Annotated in this window: 20 protein-coding genes and 1 tRNA gene; 11 read left to right on the top strand and 10 right to left on the bottom strand. The window is 68.6% G+C overall.

From position 1 onward, the window contains the following. Nucleotide 1 precedes the first annotated feature (1 nt). A complete protein-coding gene (gene selD / locus FCK90_RS04705; protein ID WP_158033147.1) occupies nucleotides 2-1,030 on the bottom strand; it encodes a selenide, water dikinase SelD in 1,029 nt (342 codons plus the stop codon). 156 nt (nucleotides 1,031-1,186) lie between these two features. Here selD and FCK90_RS04700 point away from each other — a divergent pair. The 3 genes from FCK90_RS04700 (at nucleotide 1,187) to selB (ending at nucleotide 4,638) form a co-directional block, all read left to right on the top strand. Beyond that, nucleotides 1,187-1,282, top strand: a tRNA-Sec gene (locus FCK90_RS04700). 66 nt (nucleotides 1,283-1,348) lie between these two features. Then, on the top strand, nucleotides 1,349-2,848 hold the full coding sequence (gene selA / locus FCK90_RS04695) for an L-seryl-tRNA(Sec) selenium transferase (RefSeq protein WP_158033146.1): 1,500 nt from the start codon (nucleotides 1,349-1,351) through the stop codon (nucleotides 2,846-2,848). Next, on the top strand, nucleotides 2,848-4,638 hold the full coding sequence (gene selB / locus FCK90_RS04690) for a selenocysteine-specific translation elongation factor (protein WP_158033254.1): 1,791 nt from the start codon (nucleotides 2,848-2,850) through the stop codon (nucleotides 4,636-4,638). Before selA ends, selB begins: the two co-directional genes overlap by 1 nt. Nucleotides 4,639-4,707: 69 nt before the next feature. Here the strand turns inward: selB and FCK90_RS04685 are convergent, their stop codons facing one another. Next, nucleotides 4,708-5,232 carry a TetR/AcrR family transcriptional regulator gene (locus FCK90_RS04685; protein WP_158033145.1) on the bottom strand — a complete coding sequence of 175 codons (525 nt, stop codon included), beginning with the start codon at nucleotides 5,230-5,232 and terminating at the stop codon, nucleotides 4,708-4,710. A 52-nt stretch (nucleotides 5,233-5,284) separates the two neighbouring features. Between FCK90_RS04685 and FCK90_RS04680 the strand changes: the two genes are divergently transcribed. Beyond that, on the top strand, nucleotides 5,285-6,121 hold the full coding sequence (locus FCK90_RS04680; RefSeq protein WP_220433275.1) for an SDR family NAD(P)-dependent oxidoreductase: 837 nt from the start codon (nucleotides 5,285-5,287) through the stop codon (nucleotides 6,119-6,121). 93 nt (nucleotides 6,122-6,214) lie between these two features. Here FCK90_RS04680 and FCK90_RS04675 read toward each other — a convergent pair whose 3' ends face one another. Then, nucleotides 6,215-6,715: an SRPBCC family protein gene (locus tag FCK90_RS04675; protein ID WP_158033144.1), complete on the bottom strand. Its 501-nt coding sequence runs from the start codon at nucleotides 6,713-6,715 to the stop codon at nucleotides 6,215-6,217. A gap of 237 nt (nucleotides 6,716-6,952) precedes the next feature. On the opposite strand from FCK90_RS04675, the gene FCK90_RS04670 reads away from it, so the two are divergent. Beyond that, the gene (locus tag FCK90_RS04670; protein ID WP_181954192.1) at nucleotides 6,953-7,483 is read left to right on the top strand and encodes a DUF4282 domain-containing protein; all 531 of its coding nucleotides are present in this window, start codon (nucleotides 6,953-6,955) and stop codon (nucleotides 7,481-7,483) included. Nucleotides 7,484-7,863: 380 nt separating this feature from the next. Further along, nucleotides 7,864-9,942, top strand: a complete 2,079-nt coding sequence (locus FCK90_RS04665; protein ID WP_246179991.1) for a catalase — start codon at nucleotides 7,864-7,866, stop codon at nucleotides 9,940-9,942. A gap of 105 nt (nucleotides 9,943-10,047) precedes the next feature. Here the strand turns inward: FCK90_RS04665 and FCK90_RS04660 are convergent, their stop codons facing one another. Next, nucleotides 10,048-11,556, bottom strand: a complete 1,509-nt coding sequence (locus tag FCK90_RS04660) for a protein adenylyltransferase SelO (protein WP_158033141.1) — start codon at nucleotides 11,554-11,556, stop codon at nucleotides 10,048-10,050. A 305-nt stretch (nucleotides 11,557-11,861) separates the two neighbouring features. Here FCK90_RS04660 and FCK90_RS04655 point away from each other — a divergent pair, with 305 nt between their 5' ends. From FCK90_RS04655 to FCK90_RS04645, 3 genes are read left to right on the top strand one after another with little or no spacing between them, the layout of a single operon-like run. Further along, nucleotides 11,862-12,608, top strand: coding sequence for an ATP synthase F0 subunit B (locus FCK90_RS04655; RefSeq protein ID WP_158033140.1), 747 nt, complete (start codon nucleotides 11,862-11,864; stop codon nucleotides 12,606-12,608). Beyond that, nucleotides 12,605-13,075 (top strand): phage holin family protein, encoded by a 471-nt coding sequence (locus FCK90_RS04650; protein ID WP_158033139.1) that lies wholly within the window; start codon nucleotides 12,605-12,607, stop codon nucleotides 13,073-13,075. Before FCK90_RS04655 ends, FCK90_RS04650 begins: the two co-directional genes overlap by 4 nt. Continuing rightward, nucleotides 13,072-13,710 (top strand): DUF3618 domain-containing protein, encoded by a 639-nt coding sequence (locus FCK90_RS04645; protein WP_158033138.1) that lies wholly within the window; start codon nucleotides 13,072-13,074, stop codon nucleotides 13,708-13,710. Before FCK90_RS04650 ends, FCK90_RS04645 begins: the two co-directional genes overlap by 4 nt. 224 nt (nucleotides 13,711-13,934) lie before the next feature. On the opposite strand, the gene FCK90_RS04640 is transcribed toward FCK90_RS04645, so the two are convergent. Together FCK90_RS04640 and FCK90_RS04635 are read right to left on the bottom strand one after the other, a co-directional pair. Next, on the bottom strand, nucleotides 13,935-14,741 hold the full coding sequence (locus tag FCK90_RS04640) for a tryptophan-rich sensory protein (protein ID WP_158033137.1): 807 nt from the start codon (nucleotides 14,739-14,741) through the stop codon (nucleotides 13,935-13,937). Nucleotides 14,742-14,769: 28 nt separating this feature from the next. After that, nucleotides 14,770-15,267 carry an FBP domain-containing protein gene (locus FCK90_RS04635; RefSeq protein ID WP_158033136.1) on the bottom strand — a complete coding sequence of 166 codons (498 nt, stop codon included), beginning with the start codon at nucleotides 15,265-15,267 and terminating at the stop codon, nucleotides 14,770-14,772. Between the two features lie 221 nt (nucleotides 15,268-15,488). Between FCK90_RS04635 and FCK90_RS04630 the strand changes: the two genes are divergently transcribed. Continuing rightward, a complete protein-coding gene (locus tag FCK90_RS04630; RefSeq protein ID WP_158033135.1) occupies nucleotides 15,489-16,835 on the top strand; it encodes an FAD-dependent oxidoreductase in 1,347 nt (448 codons plus the stop codon). A gap of 57 nt (nucleotides 16,836-16,892) precedes the next feature. On the opposite strand, the gene FCK90_RS04625 is transcribed toward FCK90_RS04630, so the two are convergent. From FCK90_RS04625 to FCK90_RS04615, 3 genes are read right to left on the bottom strand one after another with little or no spacing between them, the layout of a single operon-like run. Further along, nucleotides 16,893-17,744 (bottom strand): Rossmann-fold NAD(P)-binding domain-containing protein, encoded by an 852-nt coding sequence (locus tag FCK90_RS04625; RefSeq protein WP_158033134.1) that lies wholly within the window; start codon nucleotides 17,742-17,744, stop codon nucleotides 16,893-16,895. A gap of 49 nt (nucleotides 17,745-17,793) precedes the next feature. Then, nucleotides 17,794-18,291 carry a DUF3995 domain-containing protein gene (locus FCK90_RS04620; protein ID WP_158033133.1) on the bottom strand — a complete coding sequence of 166 codons (498 nt, stop codon included), beginning with the start codon at nucleotides 18,289-18,291 and terminating at the stop codon, nucleotides 17,794-17,796. After that, on the bottom strand, nucleotides 18,291-19,643 hold the full coding sequence (locus FCK90_RS04615; protein WP_158033132.1) for a CYTH and CHAD domain-containing protein: 1,353 nt from the start codon (nucleotides 19,641-19,643) through the stop codon (nucleotides 18,291-18,293). The genes FCK90_RS04620 and FCK90_RS04615 overlap by 1 nt, the downstream gene beginning before the upstream one ends. 126 nt (nucleotides 19,644-19,769) lie before the next feature. Between FCK90_RS04615 and FCK90_RS04610 the strand changes: the two genes are divergently transcribed. Next, nucleotides 19,770-20,162 carry a response regulator transcription factor gene (locus tag FCK90_RS04610; protein WP_158033131.1) on the top strand — a complete coding sequence of 131 codons (393 nt, stop codon included), beginning with the start codon at nucleotides 19,770-19,772 and terminating at the stop codon, nucleotides 20,160-20,162. On the opposite strand, the gene FCK90_RS04605 is transcribed toward FCK90_RS04610, so the two are convergent. Then, on the bottom strand, nucleotides 20,103-21,959 hold the full coding sequence (locus FCK90_RS04605) for an XrtP-associated glycosyltransferase (protein ID WP_158033130.1): 1,857 nt from the start codon (nucleotides 21,957-21,959) through the stop codon (nucleotides 20,103-20,105). The genes FCK90_RS04610 and FCK90_RS04605 overlap by 60 nt on opposite strands. Nucleotides 21,960-21,971: the final 12 nt, after the last annotated feature.

The following is a 21,971-nucleotide window of genomic DNA, read 5'->3' as shown; positions in this document are numbered from 1 at the left end:
CCTACCGGACGCGGATCGCGCCGGCCTCCGCACCCTCCGCGGCCACGGTCTCACCGATCACCGGATGCCCCGGCAGCTCACCGACCACCAGCAGGCCTCCGGAGGTCTGAGCGTCGGCCAGGAGGAGCAGGTCCTCCTCACTGATGCCCGGACCCGCCTCCAGGTGAGGGCGCACCCAGTCGAGATTGCGCCGGGTGCCGCCGGAGATGAACCCGTCGCGCAGGGCCTCGGCGGCGCCGTCGACCAGGGGGACCGCCGACCGGTCGATCACCGCGTTCACCCCCGAAGCCCGGGCCATCTTGAACAGGTGACCCAGGAGGCCGAATCCGGTGACGTCGGTCGCGGCGCAGACGCCTGCCGCCACCGCCGCCTGTGAGGCATCGCGGTTGAGCTGGGTCATGGTCTCGATCGCGGCCTCGAACACCTCACCCGTCTGCTTGTGCCTGTTGTTGAGCAGCCCCAGGCCGATGGGCTTCGTCAGCGTGATGGGCAGCCCGGGCGCAGCGGCGTCGTTGCGCAAGAGGTGATCCGGACGGGCCGTCCCGGTCACGGCCATGCCATACTTGGGCTCGGGGTCGTCGATGGAGTGCCCGCCGATCACGGGGCAGCCGGCCTGCTTACCGGCATCGAGGCCGCCGCGGAGCACCTCCGACATCAGCTCCATGGGCAGGACGCCCCGGGGCCAGCCCACCAGGTTGATCGCGACCACCGGCGTACCGCCCATGGCGTATATGTCGGAAAGGGCATTTACAGCGGCGATGCGCCCCCAGTCGTACGCGCTGTCCACCACCGGGGTGAAGAAGTCCGCGGTGGACAGGACGGCCAGATCGTCACGGACCCGCACCGCGGCGGCATCGTCGCCGTCGTCGAGCCCGACCAGGACGTCGGGGGCGGACTGCCCGGCCAGGCCCCGGACCGCATCCTCGAGCTCGCCGGGCGGGATCTTGCAAGCGCAGCCGCCCCCGTGGGCGTAGCTAGTCAGGCGGTTCGGCTGGACGACGGACTCGGCAGGTGATTCCCGGGGTGCCATATCGCCACGGTACCCCTCACGACTGCACCGGGGGAGCGCGACCTATGGCCGTCTCTTGGTGCGGCGCGCAGAGCCTCCGCTCAGGAGATCCCCTTCGGTAAAACGGGAAACCGCCCGAAGCTGCCCCGGTCCCGGTCCGGTGATAGATTCGCGCCCGGAGGCGTCCGTGTTCCTGGTGGGCACCCCGGTCTTCAAAACCGGTGAGACCGAGTAGCTCGGTCTGGCGGGTTCGATTCCCGTCCGCCTCCGCCAAGACCTCAGGCACCCCGGCCGGTTCGACCCGTGACGTGTGGTGACCGTGTTCCGGAAGGTGCGCCCGTGGCTCAGGCCGACCCCCGCCGCAGGATTCCGCGCACCGACCGCGTGCTCGACCTCCCGGAGGTCGTCGCGGCTCGTGAGCATCTCTCGGAGGCGACCGTCCGGGCGCTGATCCAGGCCGCCCAGGAGCGCGCACGGGCCGGGGAGATCGCCCCGGAGGACGTGATCCCCGTCGTCGTCGAGAAACTGTCGGCGCGCTCGGCGACCACGCTGTCCCCGGTGCTCAACGCCACCGGGATCGTGGTGCACACCAATCTGGGCCGGGCACCGCTATCCCCCGCGGCTCGCCAGGCGGTACGGGACGCAGCGGGCTACGTGGACGTGGAGATGGACCTGGTCTCCGGGCGGCGTTCCCGCCGTGGCTCCGGTGCGCGTGAGGCGCTCCTGGCGGCGTGCCCCGCCGCGGAGGACGCCCTGGTGGTCAACAACGGAGCGGCCGCGCTGGTGCTGGCCACCACGGCCCTGGCCGCCGGGCGGGAGGTACTGATCAGCCGCGGGGAGTTCGTGGAGATCGGGGCGGGGTTCCGGCTCTCGGACCTCATGGCCTCCACCGGCGCCGTGCTCCGCGAGGTCGGCACCACCAACCGGACGCACCTGAGCGACTACGAGCACGGCCTCAGCGAGCGGACGGGGTGCATCCTCAAGGTGCACACCAGCAACTTCCGGGTGGAGGGGTTCACGAGCGCCGTCGGCATCGCCGCGCTGCGGCCCCTGGCGGATCGGTCCGGCGTGCCGGTGGTGGCGGACGTGGGCAGCGGGCTGCTGCACCACGATCCCCTCCTGCCCGACGAACCCGATCTGACCACCGCGCTGGAAGCGGGCGCTGACCTGGTCATCGCCAGCGGCGACAAGCTGCTGGGCGGCCCCCAGACCGGGCTGCTGCTCGGCAGCCGTCAGATCATCCAGAAGCTGGCCCGCCACCCCCTGGCCCGTGCCGTCCGCTGCGACAAGCTCGCGCTGGCCGCGCTCGAAGCCACCCTGAGCGGCACTACGCCTCCCGTCACCCGGTACCTGCACGCCGACCCCACTCGCCTGCGCGAGCGCGCCGAGCGCCTTGCTTCCCTCGTCGGGGCCCGGATGGTCCCGCACGATGGCCGCGTGGGCGGCGGCGCCGCCCCCGGAGTTCCGCTGCCGGGCTGGGCCGTCGAACTGCCCGAGAGCCTCGCGCTGCCGCTGCGCACCGGGGCGCCCGCCGTCGTCGCCCGGGTGCACGACGGCTCCTGCCTGATCGACCTGCGCTGTATCCCCGAGGACGACGACGGACGACTCGCCGCGGCCGTGCTCGACGCCCTGACTGAGGTGGGTCTCCGCCCGCCGAGTGGGCGATCTGCTATCCCCACCCCACCGAGTGGGCGTTCCGATGCCCCCACCCCGTCGAGTGGTCAGTCTGATCGCCCATCGGAGCTGATGGGCGATCAGACTGACCGCTCGGGAGACGGAGCGGGTCGGCCAGACAGAGCAGACGGTCCGGAGGGCCGAGACCCCCGGGTGAACTCTTGATGCACGTCGTCGCCACCGCGGGGCACGTGGACCACGGCAAGAGCACCCTGGTCCGGGCGCTGACGGGAATGGAGCCGGACCGCTGGGCCGAGGAGAAGCGCCGCGGACTGACCATCGACCTGGGCTTCGCCTGGACCACGCTGGGCTCCGGGAGCACCGTCTCCTTCGTCGACGTCCCGGGGCACGAGCGCTTCCTGGGCAACATGCTGGCGGGGCTGGGGCCCTCGCCCGTGGTGTGCTTCGTGGTCGCCGTCGACGAAGGCTGGCAGCCGCAGTCCAGCGATCACCGGGATGCGGTCGCCGCGCTGGGGATCCGCAACGGGATGATCGTGCTGACCAAGGCCGACCTGGCACCGGAGAGGGTGCAAGCCGTCTCAGCGCAGGTCCGCACCGAGCTCGGAGGAACGGGGCTGGAGAACGCGCCGATCGCCGTCGTCTCCGCCACCACAGGGGCCGGGCTCGATGACTTCCGGGCCGCCCTGGACCACGTGCTGGCCGCGGCGCCCGCCCCCTCCGCATCCGATCGGCTGCGGCTGTGGGTGGATCGCGCCTTCTCGGCCCGCGGTGCGGGGACGATCGTCACCGGAACCCTGGGGGCGGGTGCCCTCCGGGTGGAGGATCAGCTGACGCTGCATCAGGCCGACGGCTCTGCGGCCGTCTCGATCCGGGGGCTGCAGAGCCACCACCAGGCCGTGGACCGGATCGGGCCGGTCACGCGCGCGGCCGTCAACCTCCGGGGCATCTCCTCCGACCGGATCCACCGCGGCGATGTGCTGCTCAGCCCCGGTGCCTGGCCGCTGACCCGTGAATTCGATGCCCGCCGCTCGACCGGCCCCGCATTCACCGACGTTCCCACCGAGGTGGTGGTGCACATCGGCTCGGCAGCGCTGCCGGCCCGGCTCCGGACCTTCGACGGCGACCACGCCCGCCTGCGCCTGGACCGCCCCATGCCCCTGGTGCCGGGCGACCGCGTGGTGCTGCGCTACCCCACCGGCGAGGTGGTCCTGGGCGGGGCGCACATCCTGGATGTCGAGCCGCAGGCGCTCACCCGCCGCGGTGACGGCACCCGGCACACCGCGTGGCTCGCAGCGCTTCCCGACGACGGCGACGCCCGCGCCCACGTCCTGCGACGCGGAGCTGTCACCCAGGATCGGCTCGAGCGCCTGGGCCTGACTATGACGCCGGACGCCCGGATCCGCCGGATCGGGGACTGGTGGGTGTCGGAAACGACATACGAGAGATGGGCAGCCGACCTGCGCGCAGCGGTCGAGAAGCTGCATGAACGGGATCCGCTGGCTCCGGGCATGAGCATGGGTGCCGCCGCGGACCTGCTGGGCATCGCGGACCATCGCCTCGTCCGCGCGGTCATCGACGCCACCGGTCTCACCCACGCCGCCGGTCGCATCGCGGTGCCCGGCCGGAACGGCGGGCTGGGAACGGCGGAGCGGGCCATCGGCGAACTCGAAGCCCGGTGCGCGGCGCATCCGTTCGAGGCGCCGGAAGCCTCGGACCTGCACGACCTGGGACTCGGACCCCGGGAGCTCGCCGCCGCCGAACGGGCGGGACGGCTCCTGCGGCTCGGAGGCGGCGTCGTGGTCGGGCCGAGGACCCCGGCACTGGCCATGCGGGAACTGTCCCGGCTGGAGCAGCCCTTCACCACCAGCCAGGCGCGCCAGGCCCTGGGAACCACCCGCCGGGTCGCCATCCCTCTCCTGGAGCACCTGGACACGAAAGGGTGGACCGTCCGGCTGGATGGAACGCATCGGAAGGTCGCCGGGGCACGGACCTGAGGACTGTCCTGGACGTACTGGTCCGACGGACTGGCCGATATACCGGCCCGGCGACGTCGACCATGAACGCTACCGATCCAGTGCCATGACGGCACGGACATGGCCGGTCAGCTCCTGACCCTGGAACTGCGGCAGCCGCATGAACCACCGGTAGAAGATCGGGGCCAGCAGCATCTCGGTGACTCGTGCGGGCTCACGGGCCCCCGCTTCACGTACCAGATCTCGGATTTCGGCGATCTGGGGCGCGAGAAGCCGCTCCCTGAACTCTTGCGCCACGGTCTCGTCGGTCTGGATCGAGGCCGCCAGGACGCGCAGGAGCGAGCATTGCGGTTCGGCCGAGATCTCCTCGATGGCCGCACCGAGCACGGCTTCGACCGAGTCGGCGCCCTGCTCATCAGTCGGCGGAGCCTCCTCGCCCTGGGCCAGTGCATCGAACAGAATCGCCGTCACGGAAGGCCAGCTCCGGTACAGGGTCTGCTTGCCGACCCCGGCCTCAGCGGCGATCCCCTCCATGGTCAATGCAGTCGGCCCTGCGCGCCGCGCAAGATCGAGGACTGCGGTGTGGACTCGCTTCACGGTACCGGGTCTGGCCATGTCTCATTGTATAAACGAGACGTACCGTCTTGTTTAGTGTTTGAATGGTCGCATGACGACCTCACAGACCTGGATGATCACCGGAGCCGGTCGCGGTCTCGGGTTGGCGCTCGTCGAACGAGCCCTGGCGGCCGGGCACAACGTAGTGGCTACGACACGCGGCGCCCGCTTCCCCATCGAGGACCCCCGGCTGACCGTTCTCCACCTGGACGTGACGGACAGGACGGCCTGTCTGGAGGCGGCCGATCAGGCCGTGCGGGTCTCCGGCCGTCTGGATGTACTGATCAACAACGCCGGCTACGGGCTGGTCGGGGCCATCGAGGAGGTGTCGGAGGACGAAGCGCGGGCCATCCTCGACACCGACCTGCTCGGCCCGCTGTGGATGAGCCAGGCGGTGCTGCCCATCATGCGATCCCAGGGAGGGGGCCACATCGCGCAGATCTCCTCCGTGGGCGGAGTGGGCGCCATGCCCTTCTTCGGTCTCTACAACGCCGCCAAATGGGGACTCGAGGCTTTCAGCGAGGCCCTTTCCGGGGAAGTGGCCTCCTCGGGCGTCCGGGTGACGATCGTCGAGGTCGGGGCCATGGACACCGAGTGGGCAACAGGAAGCATGCGGTTCGCCCGGCCCCGCCCCGACTACGACGGCATCCGGTCCGAGAAGCTCGGTGCCTCGGAGGTCCCCTGGCCCAGCGAACCCGGCTCCACGGGAGGCGGCACCCCGCCCGCCGAGGTTGCGGAACGACTGGTCCATCACATCGCGAGCCCTGAGCCGGGACCTCTCAGGCTGGTGATCGGCGATGATGCACCTTCGCAGATCGCGACGGTGCTCGACCAGCGTGCGCGCGACTATGCCCGTCAGGACCACTACACCGCGGCAACCAGGACGTGACGCGGCGTCCGAGCCGGGACCGGCATCTCTGCGACCGGCCCGTCTTCGGAGCGCCGCGGAGAAGCCCGCGTCCGCGGACGCGTCTAGAGGAATCTAGAGGAACAGCTCCCGGTAGTACTGGGCCTGCGCCGGGTAGTAGGCGTCGAACTGGACCTCCAGGGGGTCATTGCCCGACTCCGCGGCCACCAGCCGATCCAGGTAGAACTCCCAACCGGGCCCTACCTGACTCGCCATCTCCGGGTCGCTGAGCCGGTGCGACAGTTCCAGGGTGACTTCCGTGGGCTCGCGCTGGATCAGGTCGAGCTCCATATGCCAGCCGTCCGGATCCTGCCCTGTCTCGAGAACCAGCTGCCGGGGGGCGTCGCACTGCAGGATCCTGACCTTCTCCTGCGGGGCACCCTCCTCCGCGTTGAGCTGGACGTGGACAGTCCCCGAGGCGGGATCGCCCGTCCAGGGGCCGAACCATGCGGCGGTCCGGTCGGATTCGGTGATGGACGCCCAGACTTCCTCGATGGGTGAGCTGAAGGACCTGGAGACCACCAGGTAGCTCTGGTCTGCTCGGGAATGGCGACGTCCTGTGGGGTTCGGGGCCATGATCTCCTCTTGGTCGGTCGCGGTAGGTCCATGATCCCTAACCGCGCCCCGTCCTGACAACGGAACGCCGCGGGATTTTCCCGCTCAGGCGATCGACCGGCCGCAGTCTGAAGGTCGGCCTCCAGCCCAGAACAGAGGTTGCAGATTCATACGGCGGAACACACCGTGGCTCGCCTTGCTCCGCGGGCGCCCGGGAGCGTTGACTTGGAGGCACCTACCCCCGACCGAAAGATGATCATGTCCCATACTCCCCCCGAACCCTCTAACGAACCTTCCAACGGCAACGAAGAGAACCGGCCGGGCGACTCCACGCCTCCGAGCAACCAGCCGGGCCCGCCTCAGTACGGCTCCGCATCGCAGCCCGGGCAGCACTACCAGCCGGGGCAGGCCTCCGGAGGGTCCTACGGATACGTGCCGCCCCAGCAGCAGTCCGCTCCCGGTTACGGTGGCGCCCCCCAAGGACCGCGCGGCTCGGGTGACGCGGGCTTCTTCCAGGCCCTGTTCGACCTCACCTTCAAGAACTTCGTGACCATCCGCTTCGCCGGTGTGATCTACGTGGTCGGCATGGTGGCGCTGGTCGTGGCCTGGCTGATCATGACCATCGCCTCCTTCACCCAGTCGGCCGGAGTAGGCCTGCTCTTCTTCCTGCTGGGCGCGATCGTCACGTTCCTGTACATCGTGCTGTTCCGCGTGACCCTGGAGTTCTACGTCGCCATGGTGCGCACGGCGCAGAACACCTCGATCCTGGTGGACCAGCAGAAGCGCTAGGCATCGTCCCGCCCCGCTGAGATGCGAGTTGGCCCGCCCATCAAGGCTGATGGGCGGGCCAACTCGCATCTCAAGGTCTTCAGCACCGATACGGCGGGCAACCACGAGGGCGGAGGGCGAGGGGCGGGGAGAGTTCGTTGCAAAACAGCTGCGATCGCGCCGTATGTGTCGTACGGTAAAAAAGTCAGCAAGCTGATGTTTAATCGCATGAGCTGTACCTCCTCAAGCAACTGCCCGAGAACTGCTTCGAAGGATGACCGATGAACGACAGCAACACCTTCCCCGAATCCTCAGAGACGCGGACCGGCAGCACCGCCCCGCGTCGCGCGACCCCCTCAGGCCAGGCCCTCCCCGGAGCTCCGGCACCGGAGGAACCAGAGATGAACGAGCCGACTGAGCCCAGGCCGCCTCTGCCGTCAGATCCGGATCAGGCCGCACCTGCCGCCCGTACCGCCACCGGCAATCCCGCAGAGGGCGATCCCGCGGACCGAGCTCAGAAGTCCAGCTATCTGACGACGGCGCAGGGTGGACGCCTGACGACCACCGACCACTCCTTACGAGCAGGTGACCGCGGGCCCATCCTGCTCCAGGACCATCACCTCCGTGAGAAAATCACGCATTTCGACCACGAACGCGTCCCCGAACGGGTGGTCCATGCCCGCGGTGCAGCGGCACACGGCGTCTTCCGAGCGAACGGCGCAGCCAAGACAATCTGTCGCGCAGGGGTCTTCGATGAAGGCAAGGAGACGGAGGTTTTCGTCCGCTTCTCCACGGTCCTGGGCTCGCGGGGGTCAGCCGACACCGTCCGGGACACTCGCGGTTTCGCGGTGAAGTTCTATACCGATGAAGGCACGTGGGACCTGGTGGGCAACAACATCCCCGTGTTCTTCATCCAGGACGCCATCAAGTTCCCGGACATCGTCCACGCCGCCAAGCCGCACCCCGACCGCGAGATCCCGCAGGCGCAGAGCGCGCACGATACCTTCTGGGATTTCGTGACCCTGCACACCGAGGCCACCGCGCACACGATGTGGAACATGTCCGACCGCGGCATTCCGCGCTCCTACCGCATGATGGAGGGCTTCGGCATCCACACCTTCCGGGTGAGCAATGACAAGGGTGAGACGAGCCTGGTGAAGTTTCACTGGAAGCCGCGCCTTGGCGTCCACTCCTTGGTCTGGGAAGAGGCCCAGATCGCCAACGGCATGGACCCGGACTTCCACCGCAGGGATCTCGCGGACGCCATCGAATCCGGCGCCTACCCGGAATGGGATCTCGGCGTCCAGGTGCTTCCCGATAGCAAGGACGAGACATTCGAGGGCATCGATCTCCTGGATCCCACCAAGATCGTTCCCGAGGAACTCGCACCCGTACAGATCATCGGCACCATGAAGCTGACCAAGAACCCCACGAACTACTTCGCGGAGACAGAGCAGGTGGCTTTTCACCCCGGTCACCTGGCGCCAGGTATCGATGTAACGGCCGATCCATTGCTGCAGGGCCGGCTGTTCTCCTACCTGGATACTCAGATCAGCCGCCTGGGAGGCCCCAACTTCGCTCAACTCCCCATCAACCGGCCTCACGCTCCGGTCAACGACATGCACCGTGACGGCATGCACCAGACCGCCGTGCATTCGGGGGTCGCCCCCTACAAGCCGAACTCGCTGGACGGTGGCTGTCCGTTCTTCGCGGGCTCTGACGACGCGGCTCTGATCGACGTACCCGTCCACGTCGAGGGCCAGGCCACCCGGGAGAAGCCGGCGAGTTTCGAGGACCACTACTCTCAACCCCGAATGTTCTACCGCAGCCTTTCGCCCGTGGAGCAGGAGCACACCGCCTCTGCCTACGCCTTCGAACTCGCGAAATGCTACGAACCGGTGATCCGCGAACGCGCGGTCAAGGTCCTGGGGAACGTCGATCAGGGGCTCGCCGAGTCCGTGGCCGCCAAGCTGGGGCTTCCCGCCCCCGACCCCGTCGACCTCGACCCGGTCACGGAGAGCCCTGCCCTGTCACAGGTGGGCCGCGAATGGCCCACGGACGGACGGCAGGTCGCGATCCTGACCTGCGCGGAATCGGACGCAGCGGCCGTAGCCTCACTCGCCGAGCAGATTTTCGACGTCGGCATGGTGCCGCTGGTCGTCGCTCCCACCGGACAGCCGCTGGGCAAGGGAGATTCCGCCGTCGCGATTGCACGAACCTATTTCACCGCTCGTTCGATCGAGTTCGACGCCGCCGTGCTGGCGGACCTCCCGGCTGAGCCTGAACCCGCCGTGGGTGTCATGCTCGGGGAGTTGCAGCGTCAAGGCAAGGTGGTCGCCGTCGTCGACTCCGCTGTGGCGGCCGCCGAAGCCGTGGGGCTGGATCGCGACTATGAGGGCACGCTCGAGGTGAATGGGCTGTCCGCAGTTCTGCCGAGCCTGCTCAACGAGCTCGCTCATCATCGCGTGTGGGCGAAGTAGCCGTCCGCTGACCAGCCCCTCCACTGAGATGCGAGTTGGCCCGCCCATCAAGGCTGATGGGCGGGCCAACTCGCATCTCGGCGCATGAGCCGCATCAGGAGAGGCTTACGTGCCGCAGAAGGTCACGAACGCCGACGACGCCTCGCCGGGCCCTTCCAGCCCCGCCCACTCCGGCCGCTGGCGGAACGGGTCCCTGACCGCCGCCAGAAGGCGGTGGAAATCGTCCAGGTCGCCGCCCTCAGCACGTTGCAGTGCGCTCTCCAGATGGTGGTTGCGGGGGATGTACACCGGGTTGCTGCGCTGCATCAACGCGACATCCGCCGCACCGCCCGACCACCGCTGCAGCAGCTCGTCCCGCTCGGCCGACCAGGACCCGAGGGCGTCGTCGTCGTGGATCAGCTCTTCCGGCGTGCCCGCGGTAAGGGCGCGGAAGAACAGCGTGAAGTCCGCCTCCTGCGCTTCGAGCAGATCCAGGGTCCGTTCCGTGAACGCGCGGATCTGCCCCAGCGCCTCGCTGCCGTTCTCAGCCTCGGGCTCCGGCAGACCGATCCCGAGTTTGGCGGCCATTCCGCGGGCCACCGCAGCGTCGTAGGCAGGCTCGAACTCGTAGAGCACCTGCGTGAGCGACTCGACCGCGGCATCGGGGTCCGAGGCATCGATGAGATCGACCAGGGTCTCGGCGAAGCGGGAGAGGTTCCACAGACCGATCGCCGGCTGATTGCGGTATGCGTACCGGCCGGTCTGGTCGATGGAGCTGAACACCGAGGCCCGCCGGAAGGTGTCGATGAACGCGCACGGTCCGTAGTCGATGCCCTCCCCCGAGATCGTCATATTGTCCGTGTTCATCACGCCGTGGACGAAGCCGACCAGCATCCACTGGGCGATGAGTTCCGCCTGGGCATGCGTGACACTGCGCAGCAGTTCCAGATAGGGGTTCTCCGCATCGGCCGCTGCGGGCCAGTGCCGTGCGATGGCGTAGTCGGCCAGTGCCCTGCGGACCTCCATGGGGCGGTGGACCGCGGCGAACTGGAAGGTGCCGACCCGCAGGTGACTCGCGGCCACCCGCGTGAAGATCGCCCCCGGTTCACGCCCGCGGCGCATCACCTCCTGCCCGGTGAGGACCACGCCCAGGCCGCGGGTGGTCGGGATGCCCAGGGCGTGCATGGCTTCCCCCACCAGATACTCGCGCAGCATGGGGCCCAGCGGGGCCTTGCCGTCGCCGCTGCGGGAGAACGGGGTGCGTCCCGTGCCCTTGAGGTGCAGGTCCCGGCGGTCGCCGGCACGGTCGATGACCTCTCCGATCAGCAGTGCGCGACCGTCGCCGAGCTGCGGGTTGAACTGCCCGAACTGATGCCCGGAGTAGGCCTGAGCGTACGTTGCCGCACCGCCGTCGGCGGCATCGGGTAGCTGGCCGGAGAGGAAGCTCAGCCCCTCCGGCGAGCGCAGGAAACCGGGCTCTATCCCCAGCTCACCGGCCAGGGCGTCATTGGTCGCCACCAGGAACGGCGACGGCGCCTGCTCGGCCCGCCAGCGCACCGACAGCTGGGGGATGTCTTCAGCGTAGGAGTGTTCGAGTTCCGGTCGAACCACTCGTTCGATCGTGGTGTCCGTCATGACTCCACCTCCCGATTGATGCGAAACCCTCTAGTTTCAGGTCTCTTCTCTTACCGCCGACCGCCCCGCTCCAGTTGATTGTGGCGCGGGCCATGCGATGAGCAGTCTGATATCGCTTGGCGCATTCGTCTGCATGACATGCGGGAGATGTAAAACCACGGGCACCGTGGGAGTTGTTCCCAACTATGTGGATGAACCGCCGCAGGTCCTCGGCGGTTGCTCACCAAGGGCAGGGCATTAGAGCCATCTGAGAGCGATCATCTGTATGCTTACTATTACTTCTCGCGGTTCAGAAAGGACTCACCATGAGCAACGATCCCAACGCTCGTCCCGTTCACGGAGGCGCCGGAGCCACTCGCACGGATGGCGCCCCCGACAAGAAGGACATCGTCGCTGAAAAGGGCAAAGACGAAGCCCAACAACTCAAGGAACAGACAGCCGGGTCCGGTGAGCGCATGGCCGACACCGCCAAGGACAAGGCTGCCGACGTCAAGAACGAGGCATCCCACCAGGCCCAGGACCTCCTGGGACAGCTCAAGGATGACGCCCAGGGTTACGTCGGTCCGCAGCAGGAGCGCGCGGCTTCCACCGTCCGGTCCATCAGTGACGAGATCTCCGCCCTGTCGAGGGGGGAACAGCCCCAGTCCAATTACGTGGCCGGTTTGCTTGGCAGCGTATCGGGCCAGGTGGACTCCCTCGCTTCCTCACTGGAGAACAAAGACGCCCAGGAATTGTTGGGTGACGTACGCCGGTTCGCCGCCCGGCGCCCCGGAACGTTCTTGGCGATCGCTGCGGGTATCGGTTTCGTCGCCGGGCGAGTAACCCGCGGCGCCAAGGACAGCGACGACGTGGCCACCGATCGTGAGGGGGTCAAGGAGTACTTTGGCGCCGCTGACCAGCACGACCGAACGGGCGGGCCCGCTTCCGGCTCACAGGCCGGGCAAACCAGCGAGTCTGCATTCACCACGCCCGGTCAGCCAGAGCCCACACGTACCTATACCGATCGCGTTCCGGGCACCGTTTACCCGGATCAGGAGGGAGACCGTCGATGAGCCACCCCCTTCCCCCATCCGAATCGGAACGTCGCGCCGAGCGCGAGTCGCTGGGCGAGATGTTCAAGTCGCTCAGCACCAACCTCACCACGCTGATCCAGCAGGAGATCGCCCTGGCCAAAGCGGAAGTATCGCAGGCCACCGACAAGACCAAGGATTCTGCCAAGGCCGTGGGTAAGGGCGCAGGGTTGTTGGGCGGTGCGGGCGTAGCCGGCCACTTCGTCCTGCTCTTCCTCTCCCTGACCGCTATGTGGGCACTGGGTAACGTGATGAATCTGGCATGGGCGGCCCTGATCGTCACGCTGCTGTGGGCAATCATCGCCGCTGTCCTGGCCCTTCTGGGCAAGAAGAATCTTGACCGAGCTCAGAAGAAGCTGCAGCAGGCCACCCAGGATCCCATGCATCACACCCGCGAAACCGTCACTGAAATTCCGGACACTGTGAACCCGTCTAAGGAGACCCCATGAGCCAGCAAAGCCCTGAAGAGATCCGCGCCGAGATCGAAGCCACCCGAGCGCGCTTGAGTTCCGACGTCGACGCCGTGGCAGAGAAGGTCACGCCTGAGAACGTGGTGGATCGGCAGAAGAACAAGGTGCGCGGCAAACTGCAGGACGCGCGTGAGCGCGTCATGGGGTCAGCTCAGGACGCACGTTCCTCCGCTGAAGGCACCCTCGACGGTCTAAGCACCGCCGCGGGCGACCGCGCCGACCAAGCTCGTGAGGCCCTGGGCAATGCCCCGGCCGCAGCCAAAGCCAAGACCCGCGGCAACCCGATGGCCGCAGGCTTGATCGCCTTGGGCGCAGGGTGGCTCATCGGCTCCTTGCTGCCGTCTAGTTCGAAGGAGCAGGAACTGGTGGCCCGGTCCGCCGACCGTATCCAGCCACACGCACAGCAGGCGACAGAATCCATCAAGGACGCCGCTCAGAGCATGGCCGAGAACCTCAAGGAACCGGCCCAGGAGGCTGCGGAGTCCGTCAAGCAGACTGCTCAGTCCGGCGCTCAGGACGTGAAGGCGCAGGGCCAATCCGAAGCCGAGTATCTGAAGGATTCGGCCAAGGATTCCGCGCAGTCAGTGCGGGCCGAGGCGACCGACGAACGGTGAAGTGATCTTGCACTGAGTTGTGCGCACACCTTCGAATAGCCCGCCCCATGTCATAGAGCATGGGGCGGGTTGTTCATGCGCCGGTCAGGAGACCCGATAAATCATGAGCGCAATCGGACATGGCTACCCCACCCTGCTCACCCCTCCCGAGTGTCCGATTGCGTGCCGAAAATCTTGAAAATCCGGTAGGGAATCGGACACTCGGCGGGGGGTGTGCAGCCAGGTCATGGCCGACTCCGGGACACCAGGCGGGCGGCAACCGCCGTCGCCAGGACCACCGCCGCGGCGATCCCAGCGGTCCAGACCAGCAGGCTCGACTCCCACTGCCCTTCCGTACGGGCCACGGCGATCCACGCGATGCCCCAGGAGGTGGCCAGAGCCGGAGCGATCCGGCCGCGGGTGAACACCGCGAGCCCCACGCCGGTCGCGGCAGCCACGGCGATCACCGCAGCGGCGGCCCAGCGCCATCCGCCGAACCCCTCGGCTCCCGCCGCGGCGAGCCAGGCGGCGATATTGGCCACCGTCGCCACGCTGACCCATCCGAGGTACAGGCCGAAGGTGCCGTCGGTCAGTACTGCCTCGACCCAGCCCGAGGGATGGTCGGAGATCATGATCAGCAGCATGCGGAGGAGCACCGCCAGCAGGGCCAGTATCACCAGGACGCTCACGAACAGCAGGTCCAGCTGGACGGCACCGAGCCACAGCGCGTTCAGCAGCGCCGAGGCCACCGCCCACGGTCGCAGCCAGCGCTGGCGCCCGGAGCCCCGGGCCGAGCGTGTCAGCTGCCAGATGGCGTAGAGGGCCAGGCCCGCGTAGATGACGCTCCAGATGCTGAACGCGCTTCCGCCCGGGGCGACCGGGGTGGCATCAGCGGACAGCCATCCGTCCGCGGCCTCGGTCACGGAGGTGCCCCCGATGGCGCCACTGCCCAGGAAGGCCCCGAGGATCGCGACGACCACCGCGCCCAGGGTGAGCGCCGCCGGAAGGATCGATGCGGTCGGCGAGCGCGTGGCCCCTGGCGACGATGACATGAAAGTACCTCCAGAACCGGTTCGGTGATCAGTCGCGGCTGTGGGCCACCCTCTGGACCAGACCCCGGATGTTCTCCAGGGTCCGGTCCGACCGCTGTTCGGCGGTGAGGGTCTCGTCCATCTGCCGGATGCCCTCGGGCTTCCTCTTGCCGAGCGTGTAGTCGCTGCACGCCAGATCGGCGCAGATGTAGGTGCCCAGCGAGTTGTAGTGGTCCTTCTTGGCCTTCGGCCGCTGGATGGAGACCAGCGAGATGCCGCTGCCCGGGTGCAGCGTCATGCAGATCTGGCACATCTGGGCGTTGCCCCGGCCCTTCCCGGCCTTCTTCTGCACCGCGATGCCCTTCAGGCCCTCGTCCGTTTCCGCGACGAGGTAGCCGTGCTGCGGCGACTTGGGGTCGATCCATCCCAGGAAGATGCGGGACTCCCAGTCCTGCAGGACGTCTTTCGGGAGATTGATCCTCTGGGCTTCGCCCTTGGAGCAGTTGATGAAGCTCTTCCGGATCTCTTGTTCGGTGTGTTCGTGCATGGTCAATCCTCGTGAAGTCAGGGCCCTGAACGAGCTGGGCAGAACAAAATGGCCAGTCGGCCCGGGAACTCACGGTCCGGCTGGCTGATTCGGTTCTGTCATCTATCGGCGGTGAACAAGCCGCCAACCTCCTGACGCCCTTGGGCTCATCTAGCACTTGCGAGGATGATGGGACGCAATCGAGGGTACACCTCAACGATTCCCGACGACGGGGAGGGGCCATGTCCAGCGCATCACCTCATACGCCCGGAGGCGGTGGCCGGCCGGCGGACCGGACCACGTGCGCCGTCGTCGGCGGCGGGCCCGCGGGGATGGTCCTGGGCCTGCTGCTGGCCCGCGCCGGGGTGAAGGTCACCGTGCTGGAGAAGCACGCGGATTTCCTGCGCGACTTCCGCGGGGACACCGTGCACCCCACCACCATGATCCTGCTGGAGGACCTCGGTCTCTTCGAGCAGTTCGACGCCCTGCCCCACAGCAGGATCTCGCGCATCCAGGTTCCCCTGGACGACGGCACCCAGGTGACCGTCGGCGACTTCGAGCACCTGCCCCTGCGCCACCCCTATATCGCCATGGTCCCGCAATGGGATCTCCTCGACCTCCTGGCCGGCGCCGGTCGGCTCGAACCGGCGTTCGAGCTGCGGATGGAGCACGAGGTCACCGGCGTGGTCCGCGACGGCGAGCGGGTGACCGGCGTGGAGTACCGGTCTCCGGAGGGCGATGGCCGGCTGCTGGCCGACCTGGTGGTGGCAGCGGACGGCCGATGGTCCCTGCTGCGCCGGGAAGCGGGCCTGGAGGCGAAGGACTTCCCCGTCAACGTCGACGTGTGGTGGTTCCGGGTCCCCACCGGGCGGGACCTGCAGGAGTCCCTGCTGCCGCGGTCCCGACCCGGCAGGGCCGTGGTCGTGATCCCCCGGAGGGGATACGCCCAGGTGGCCTACATCGGCCCCAAGGGTTCGGACGCAGAGCTGCGCTCCCGCGGCATCGAGTCGTTCCGCGCCGACGTGGCCGAGGCGGTGCCCGAGCTAGCGGACGATGTCCACGGCATCGAGACCCTCGACGACGTCAAGCATCTGGACGTGCGGGTGAACCGGCTGCGCCGATGGCACGCCCCGGGGATCGTATGCATCGGCGACGCCGCGCATGCCATGTCACCGATCGGCGGCGTGGGGATCAATCTGGCGGTCCAGGACGCCGTGGCGGCAGCGCGGTTGCTGGCCCGGCCGCTGCTGATCGGTGATTTCGCCGCGACCATGGATGCCGGCGGGCCGTCGCGGCAGGACCGGGTGCTCGGCAGGCTGCGCCGGCGGCGCCTGCTGCCCACCGTCCTGACCCAGAGCCTGCAGCGCCTCATGCACGCCCAGCTCCTGGACCGGGTGATCGAGGGCCGGATCTCGCAGCTGCCGAGGATCGTCCCGTGGGCGGTCCGCCGGATTCCCGCGCTCTCGGCCGTGCCCGCCTTCCTGGTCGGCGTGGGCGCCCGCCCCGAGCGAGCTCCGCGATGGGCCCGCCAGGACCCTCCCCGGGATTCTCACGGACGTCGTCGTCATCGGGGCCGGGCCCGTCGGTGAGGTGGTCGCCCAGTACGCGACCGAAGGCGGGCGCTGCGATCTCCCGTTGGGGTCGGTTCACCCCAGGTCGGCCAGGACGGCGTCGTAGCCCTCCCGATACGTGGGGTATCTCAGGGCGCCGACGACCTCGCGCAGCCTGGTGCCGTCCAGGACCTTGCCGGCGGGCTCCGCTCCCGGCCTCGAGCTGTCCGGGGGAACCGGGACGCCGAGGCGGCCGGCCAGGTAGGTGGCCACGTCCCCCAGCCGGGCGGGTTCGCGATCCACGGCATGCAGCAACGACGGCGGGCGGGGCGCGTCCAGCACGGCGTGCAACGCCGCGACCAGATCGTCGCGATGGATGCGGTTGGTGATCCTGGTGTGGTCGAGGGCCTCGCCCCTGCGGACCCGGTTGATCAACGAGGTCCGGCCCGGGCCGTAGATGCCGGCGGGACGCACGATGATCGCTCCGGGGAACAGCTCCTCCGCCAGATGTTCGGCCCGCAGCAGCACCTTGGCCGTCTCACGGACGGGACGGGGAACGGCCTCCTCCGTGAGCACGCCGGTCTTCCGTCCCTCCGGCAGGCCGGAGGCCTCTCCGAGCACGCTCGTGGAGGAGACCAGGACCACCCGGCCGGGGATGCCGCCACCCGCCTGGAACCCCCGGTGCAGGCCGCGGAGAGCACCCAGGTAGGTGCGCTCATAGTCCGCGGCTGTCCTGCCGTCGGCGGTCAGCGTGATGACGACGGCCTCGGCTGCGGGAAGCGGGAAGCCTCCCGGCTCCGTGAGGTCGAGCTGCAACGGAGAGATCGGGCCGGGAAGCCCGTCGGTCCGGCGGCGGATCCCGGTGGCGTGCCAACCGTCACGGGCAGCCCGTTCCCCCAGAGCAGTCCCGATATCCCCGCATCCGGCCAGCAGCAGGTGGTGAGTCATGGTCCCAGGGTGCCATGCGAGGCCACCGGGCGGCCCGGGGCCGAGGGCCTCATCGGATGCCGCGCCGCCGTCTGCGGGACCGGAGCAACGCGAGGAGCAAGGCCACGCCCCAGAGCAGGAACAACGGATCCCAGATCCACGCGTGCCCGATCATCCCGGCGCGGTCGTACCCGGAGTCGGGGACGACAACACCCGCCAGCACCAGGTTGCCCACGACCGTATTGACCCCGCCCCAGAGGATCAGCAGGACCGCGCCCGCCCAGGACACGGCGCGCACGATGCCGCGCCACGGTCCCCGCCAGCCCCGGCTCAGCCAGGGCACCACCGCGGCGACGATCTTGACCAGGCCGACCAGCACGAGCACGCCCCTGATCCCGGCGAAAGCCTCCACGAGGCTCTCGCCGACGGTGCGCAGAAGCCAGTCCCCGCCGAGACCCCAGTAGACGCTGAAGGCGCCGTGCACGGTGCCCGCCGCTGCCGCTATCAGAAAGCAGGCGCTTCCGCCCGCAGGCGTCGTCACCTCCTCGGGCGGCCGGGTAGAAGCCATCAGTTCTGGTCCTGGCCCGAATCGGGCAGGAGCTCGCGGATCACATCCGCTCCCTGCTCCACGCCAGCCCGGACCCGTTCCATCTCGGCGCCGTGCAGCATCCCCAGGGCGTAGTGATCGGACCGGCTGCCGTGCAGCTTCACCGCCCGCCGCCTCAACCAGGTCTCCAGCACCATGGCATCCATGGTCTCCCCCAGCGCCTTCTGCACCCGTTTGGCCTCCTCCCCGGCACTCCGCACCCAGGCGCCGGGGACGACCCCAGCACGGTCCACGGCCGCCGCCACGTACCGCACCCGTTTGGCGGCCTTGCGGACGCTGTGGAGGTGGACGAGGCGGGCGGTCGTATCCGCGGCCTCCCCGGTACGTTCGAATTCCGCGCTCCGGGCCGCCGCCTTGCGGGTCTTCTTGAGCGACCTCTTCAGCAGCTTGTTCGCCGTCTTCCGGGCGGAGAGTTTCCCGGCCTTTTCGCTCAGCGGGAGGTCCGCAGCGAAGGACCGCACCCGCGCCAGGCCCGCGATGTGCTCGGATCGCCCCACGTGCCGCCGGGCCGCCGCCGAGGTGGTCCGCAGATGCGCTTCCGCCTCGGCGAGCTCACGGTCCGCGAATGCGGTTCCGACCGCGTCGCCGCAGGCCTCCAGCCGATCGGGGAGCATCTCCAGGGCGACCTCGGCGTCACGGGCCTCGGACAGGCTGCGCCCCAGCTCCCGCAACCAGGACTCGATCTCGGCGACCACATCATCGTCGAAGAACCGCTTCCCCGCCTTGAGGACGCTGCGCAGAGACCTGGCCGTGACCCGCATCTGATGCACGGCGTCCGGCACGTCCAGCCGGACCTTGAGATCCCAGCGCACCAGCTCGCCGGTCAGCTGGGCGATCATGCGGGTCAGCAGCTCGGCGCCGGTCTCCAGCGCTGGACCCGGCTCTTCCGGGAGTTCTGACGGGGCCGGCACCGCGCTGAGTTCCGAGCCGGCGCTCACGCCTTCCAGGAGCCTGAGCAGAGCCGCGGGAATTCGCTCCGGCGCGGTCTTGAGCAGCGGCATGGTCGTCTCCCACGCCCCGTCGCCCTCCAGCACGAGCAGCCGCCAGCCGCCGTCGTCACCCGCACGACGGCGGAGCACGACGCCGTACCGGGCCAGCGCGTGGTCCTCGGTGTCGAAGAAGGCGGTCGGGTCAGACTCGGAGGAGCTCTCCGCTTCCTCTGCCTCGCCCGTCTCCGGAGCCCGGCCCGAGGGGTCGAGGCCGGGTGCTTGGTCGATGTATTTGACGCTGCCGTGGGTCTGGACGGACATGGTCTCCCCGAGCTGGTTCTGGCAGGGCTGGTTCTGGTGGGACGGCGATGCCTTCTGCAGCACCAGTTTATCCAGCCGCCCACTCGGGACCGGGGCGTTGTGCAACGGTGGCCAGCGCCACGTCGCCCGCTGACCGGAGTTGATAAGCTCAATGTCGATGCAATATCAACATGATCCGGAGGGGCGACCATGGCACCCAGCAACCGCACAGCGCTGATCGTCGAGGACGACGACGATATCCGCCGCCTCCTGGAGATCGTGCTCAAGCAGAGCGGGTACACGACGACCAGCGTGGCGTCCGGCTCCGAGGCGTTGCAGGCTGCCGAGGGGCTCTCGACGGATCTGATCACCGTGGACGTCGGCCTGCCGGACATCGACGGCCACGAGGTGGTCCGCAGGCTCCGCCCCGGCTACACCGGGACGATCGTGATGATCAGCGCCCGGTCCGCGGAGGGCGACCGCAAGACGGGGCTGGAGGCCGGCGCCGATGCCTACCTGACCAAGCCGTTCCGTCCCCGCGAGCTACGCCAGTCCCTCGACCAGATACTCCCGGCGGAAGTCGGCAACGGTCCGCTCGCCTGAGGCCTCGAGTGCCGAGACCATGACGCGGGCGCCGTCGTAGTCCCCGGCCTCGATGAGGCCGCCCACGGTGATCGCCATCGACTCCAGCTGCCAGGCACCCACCATGGCCGCGGAGACCCTGATGCTGGCGATGGCATCCCGCGACGGCACGGGCGCCGCGGCAGCCACCGCCTCGTACAGGTTGGCGACGCGCGCCGGCCACCGGAGTACGAATCCGGCCAGGACCTCCCGGACGTATTCCTTGCTGCCGAGGTCCTCGGCCAGCTCGACGAGCACCTGAGGATCCAGGACGGGCAGGTGCCGGATCTCGGCTTCCAGGTCCGCGGCGAACGACGGCAGCACCTGCAGGTCGTCGGCGTTCCGCTTGGTCTTGGCCCAGGAGTTGCGTCCCGTGAGCTGCCGCCCGATGGCCCGCGGGTAGTACAGGTACGTGAAGTAGACGTAGAGCAGATATCCGGCGCCCAGCAGGGTCGAGGCCATCAGCCCGATCCTCTCCCCGCCCCAGTGCCGGTAGAGGGGAGCCCAGAGAACGTAGGGGAGGACCAGGAACACGAGGGCCGCCGCTGCCACCACCCCTGTGTCAGCGCTCCCCAGGAAACCCGCCTGACCGCCCTCCAAGGCCATGCCCAGCAGAAGGGGCACGAAGGCCAGGTTCATGACCATGATCCACGGCAGAAACATGAAGTAGTGGATCTCCAGCAGCCCGCTGGCCCCCAGGCTCTTGCTGCGCCGCAACGACGGAAGCATGCGAGAGCACTGCAGGTTGCCCTGGGACCACCGGGTGCGCTGGGTCAGCAACCGGCGGAAGTAGGGCAAGGCCTCCTGGGAGACGTGGGCCTCGCGCACGTAGTGGTTCTTGTGCTTGAGGGAGATGATGTTCAGTCCGAGCTCGTAGTCCTCGCAGAGGCTGTTGCCCCACGGCTTCCCGTGCACCTCGGAGAGGTCTTCCAGCACCGTCAGCCGCGTGAACTGCCCGTTGCCCCCCATACCCACCGTGCCCGTCTGGACCCGGAGGAGCTGCATGGCCGAGTTCGAGGTCCGGAACTCCATGTCCTGCATCCGGATCAGATAACGTCCGACTGCGTTGAGCCAGCGCCCCGCCTGGGGCCGGGGTTTGCGGTCATTGCGGTTCTTCATCCAGACCTCGATCTGGATGGCACCCACCGTGGAGTCGCCGAAGGCGTCGGGGCCGGCGAGCAGTTCCAGGGTGTTGTCCGAGAGGTAGCCGTCGGCGTCCAGCACGCCGATGACCGCCTGCCTACGCGCCTGTTCGTCGGCGCCCACGAACTCGGCGACCTGCAGGTAGGCGGCGTTGAGCGCATCCCCCTTGCCCGTGCGGGCTTCGGGACGCACGCGGGAGATCAGGTGGATCCGGTCGTCGATGTCCATCAGGTCGTGCACGATCCGCGCCGTGGAGTCCTCGCTGTCGTCGTCGATGACCCAGACGTGACATCCGGGGAAGGTCGCCCGGGCCGCGGACACGGTCGCACCGATCACGCTCTCCTCGTCGCGGCAGGGGATCATGAGGTGCCAGCTGAACCGGTCCGGGTCCCCTGACCGGGTAGCGGGCCTGAGGGAGTAGACCCGCAGCAGGAGGGTGATGTAGGTCAGCGCTATGGCCGCCGTGATGGTCACCAGCACGAGTGCCGCATCCCGCCACGGGTGCTGGCCGAACGTGCCGAAGGTCCCGGAGAAGCAGAACACGAAGGACGCGAGCGCCCCGTACAGGATGGCCAGGATCAGCGTGAAGGGCCCGATCCTTGCGGGCCGCTGGTTCTTGTGACGTGCTCGGCTCACGGGCGCTCCTCA

The sequence above is a fragment of the Kocuria coralli genome, assembly GCF_008831305.1.
In the GTDB taxonomy this organism is placed as follows: Bacteria; Actinomycetota; Actinomycetes; order Actinomycetales; family Micrococcaceae; genus Kocuria; species Kocuria coralli.
This window is presented reverse-complemented; position numbering and strand designations above follow the sequence as displayed.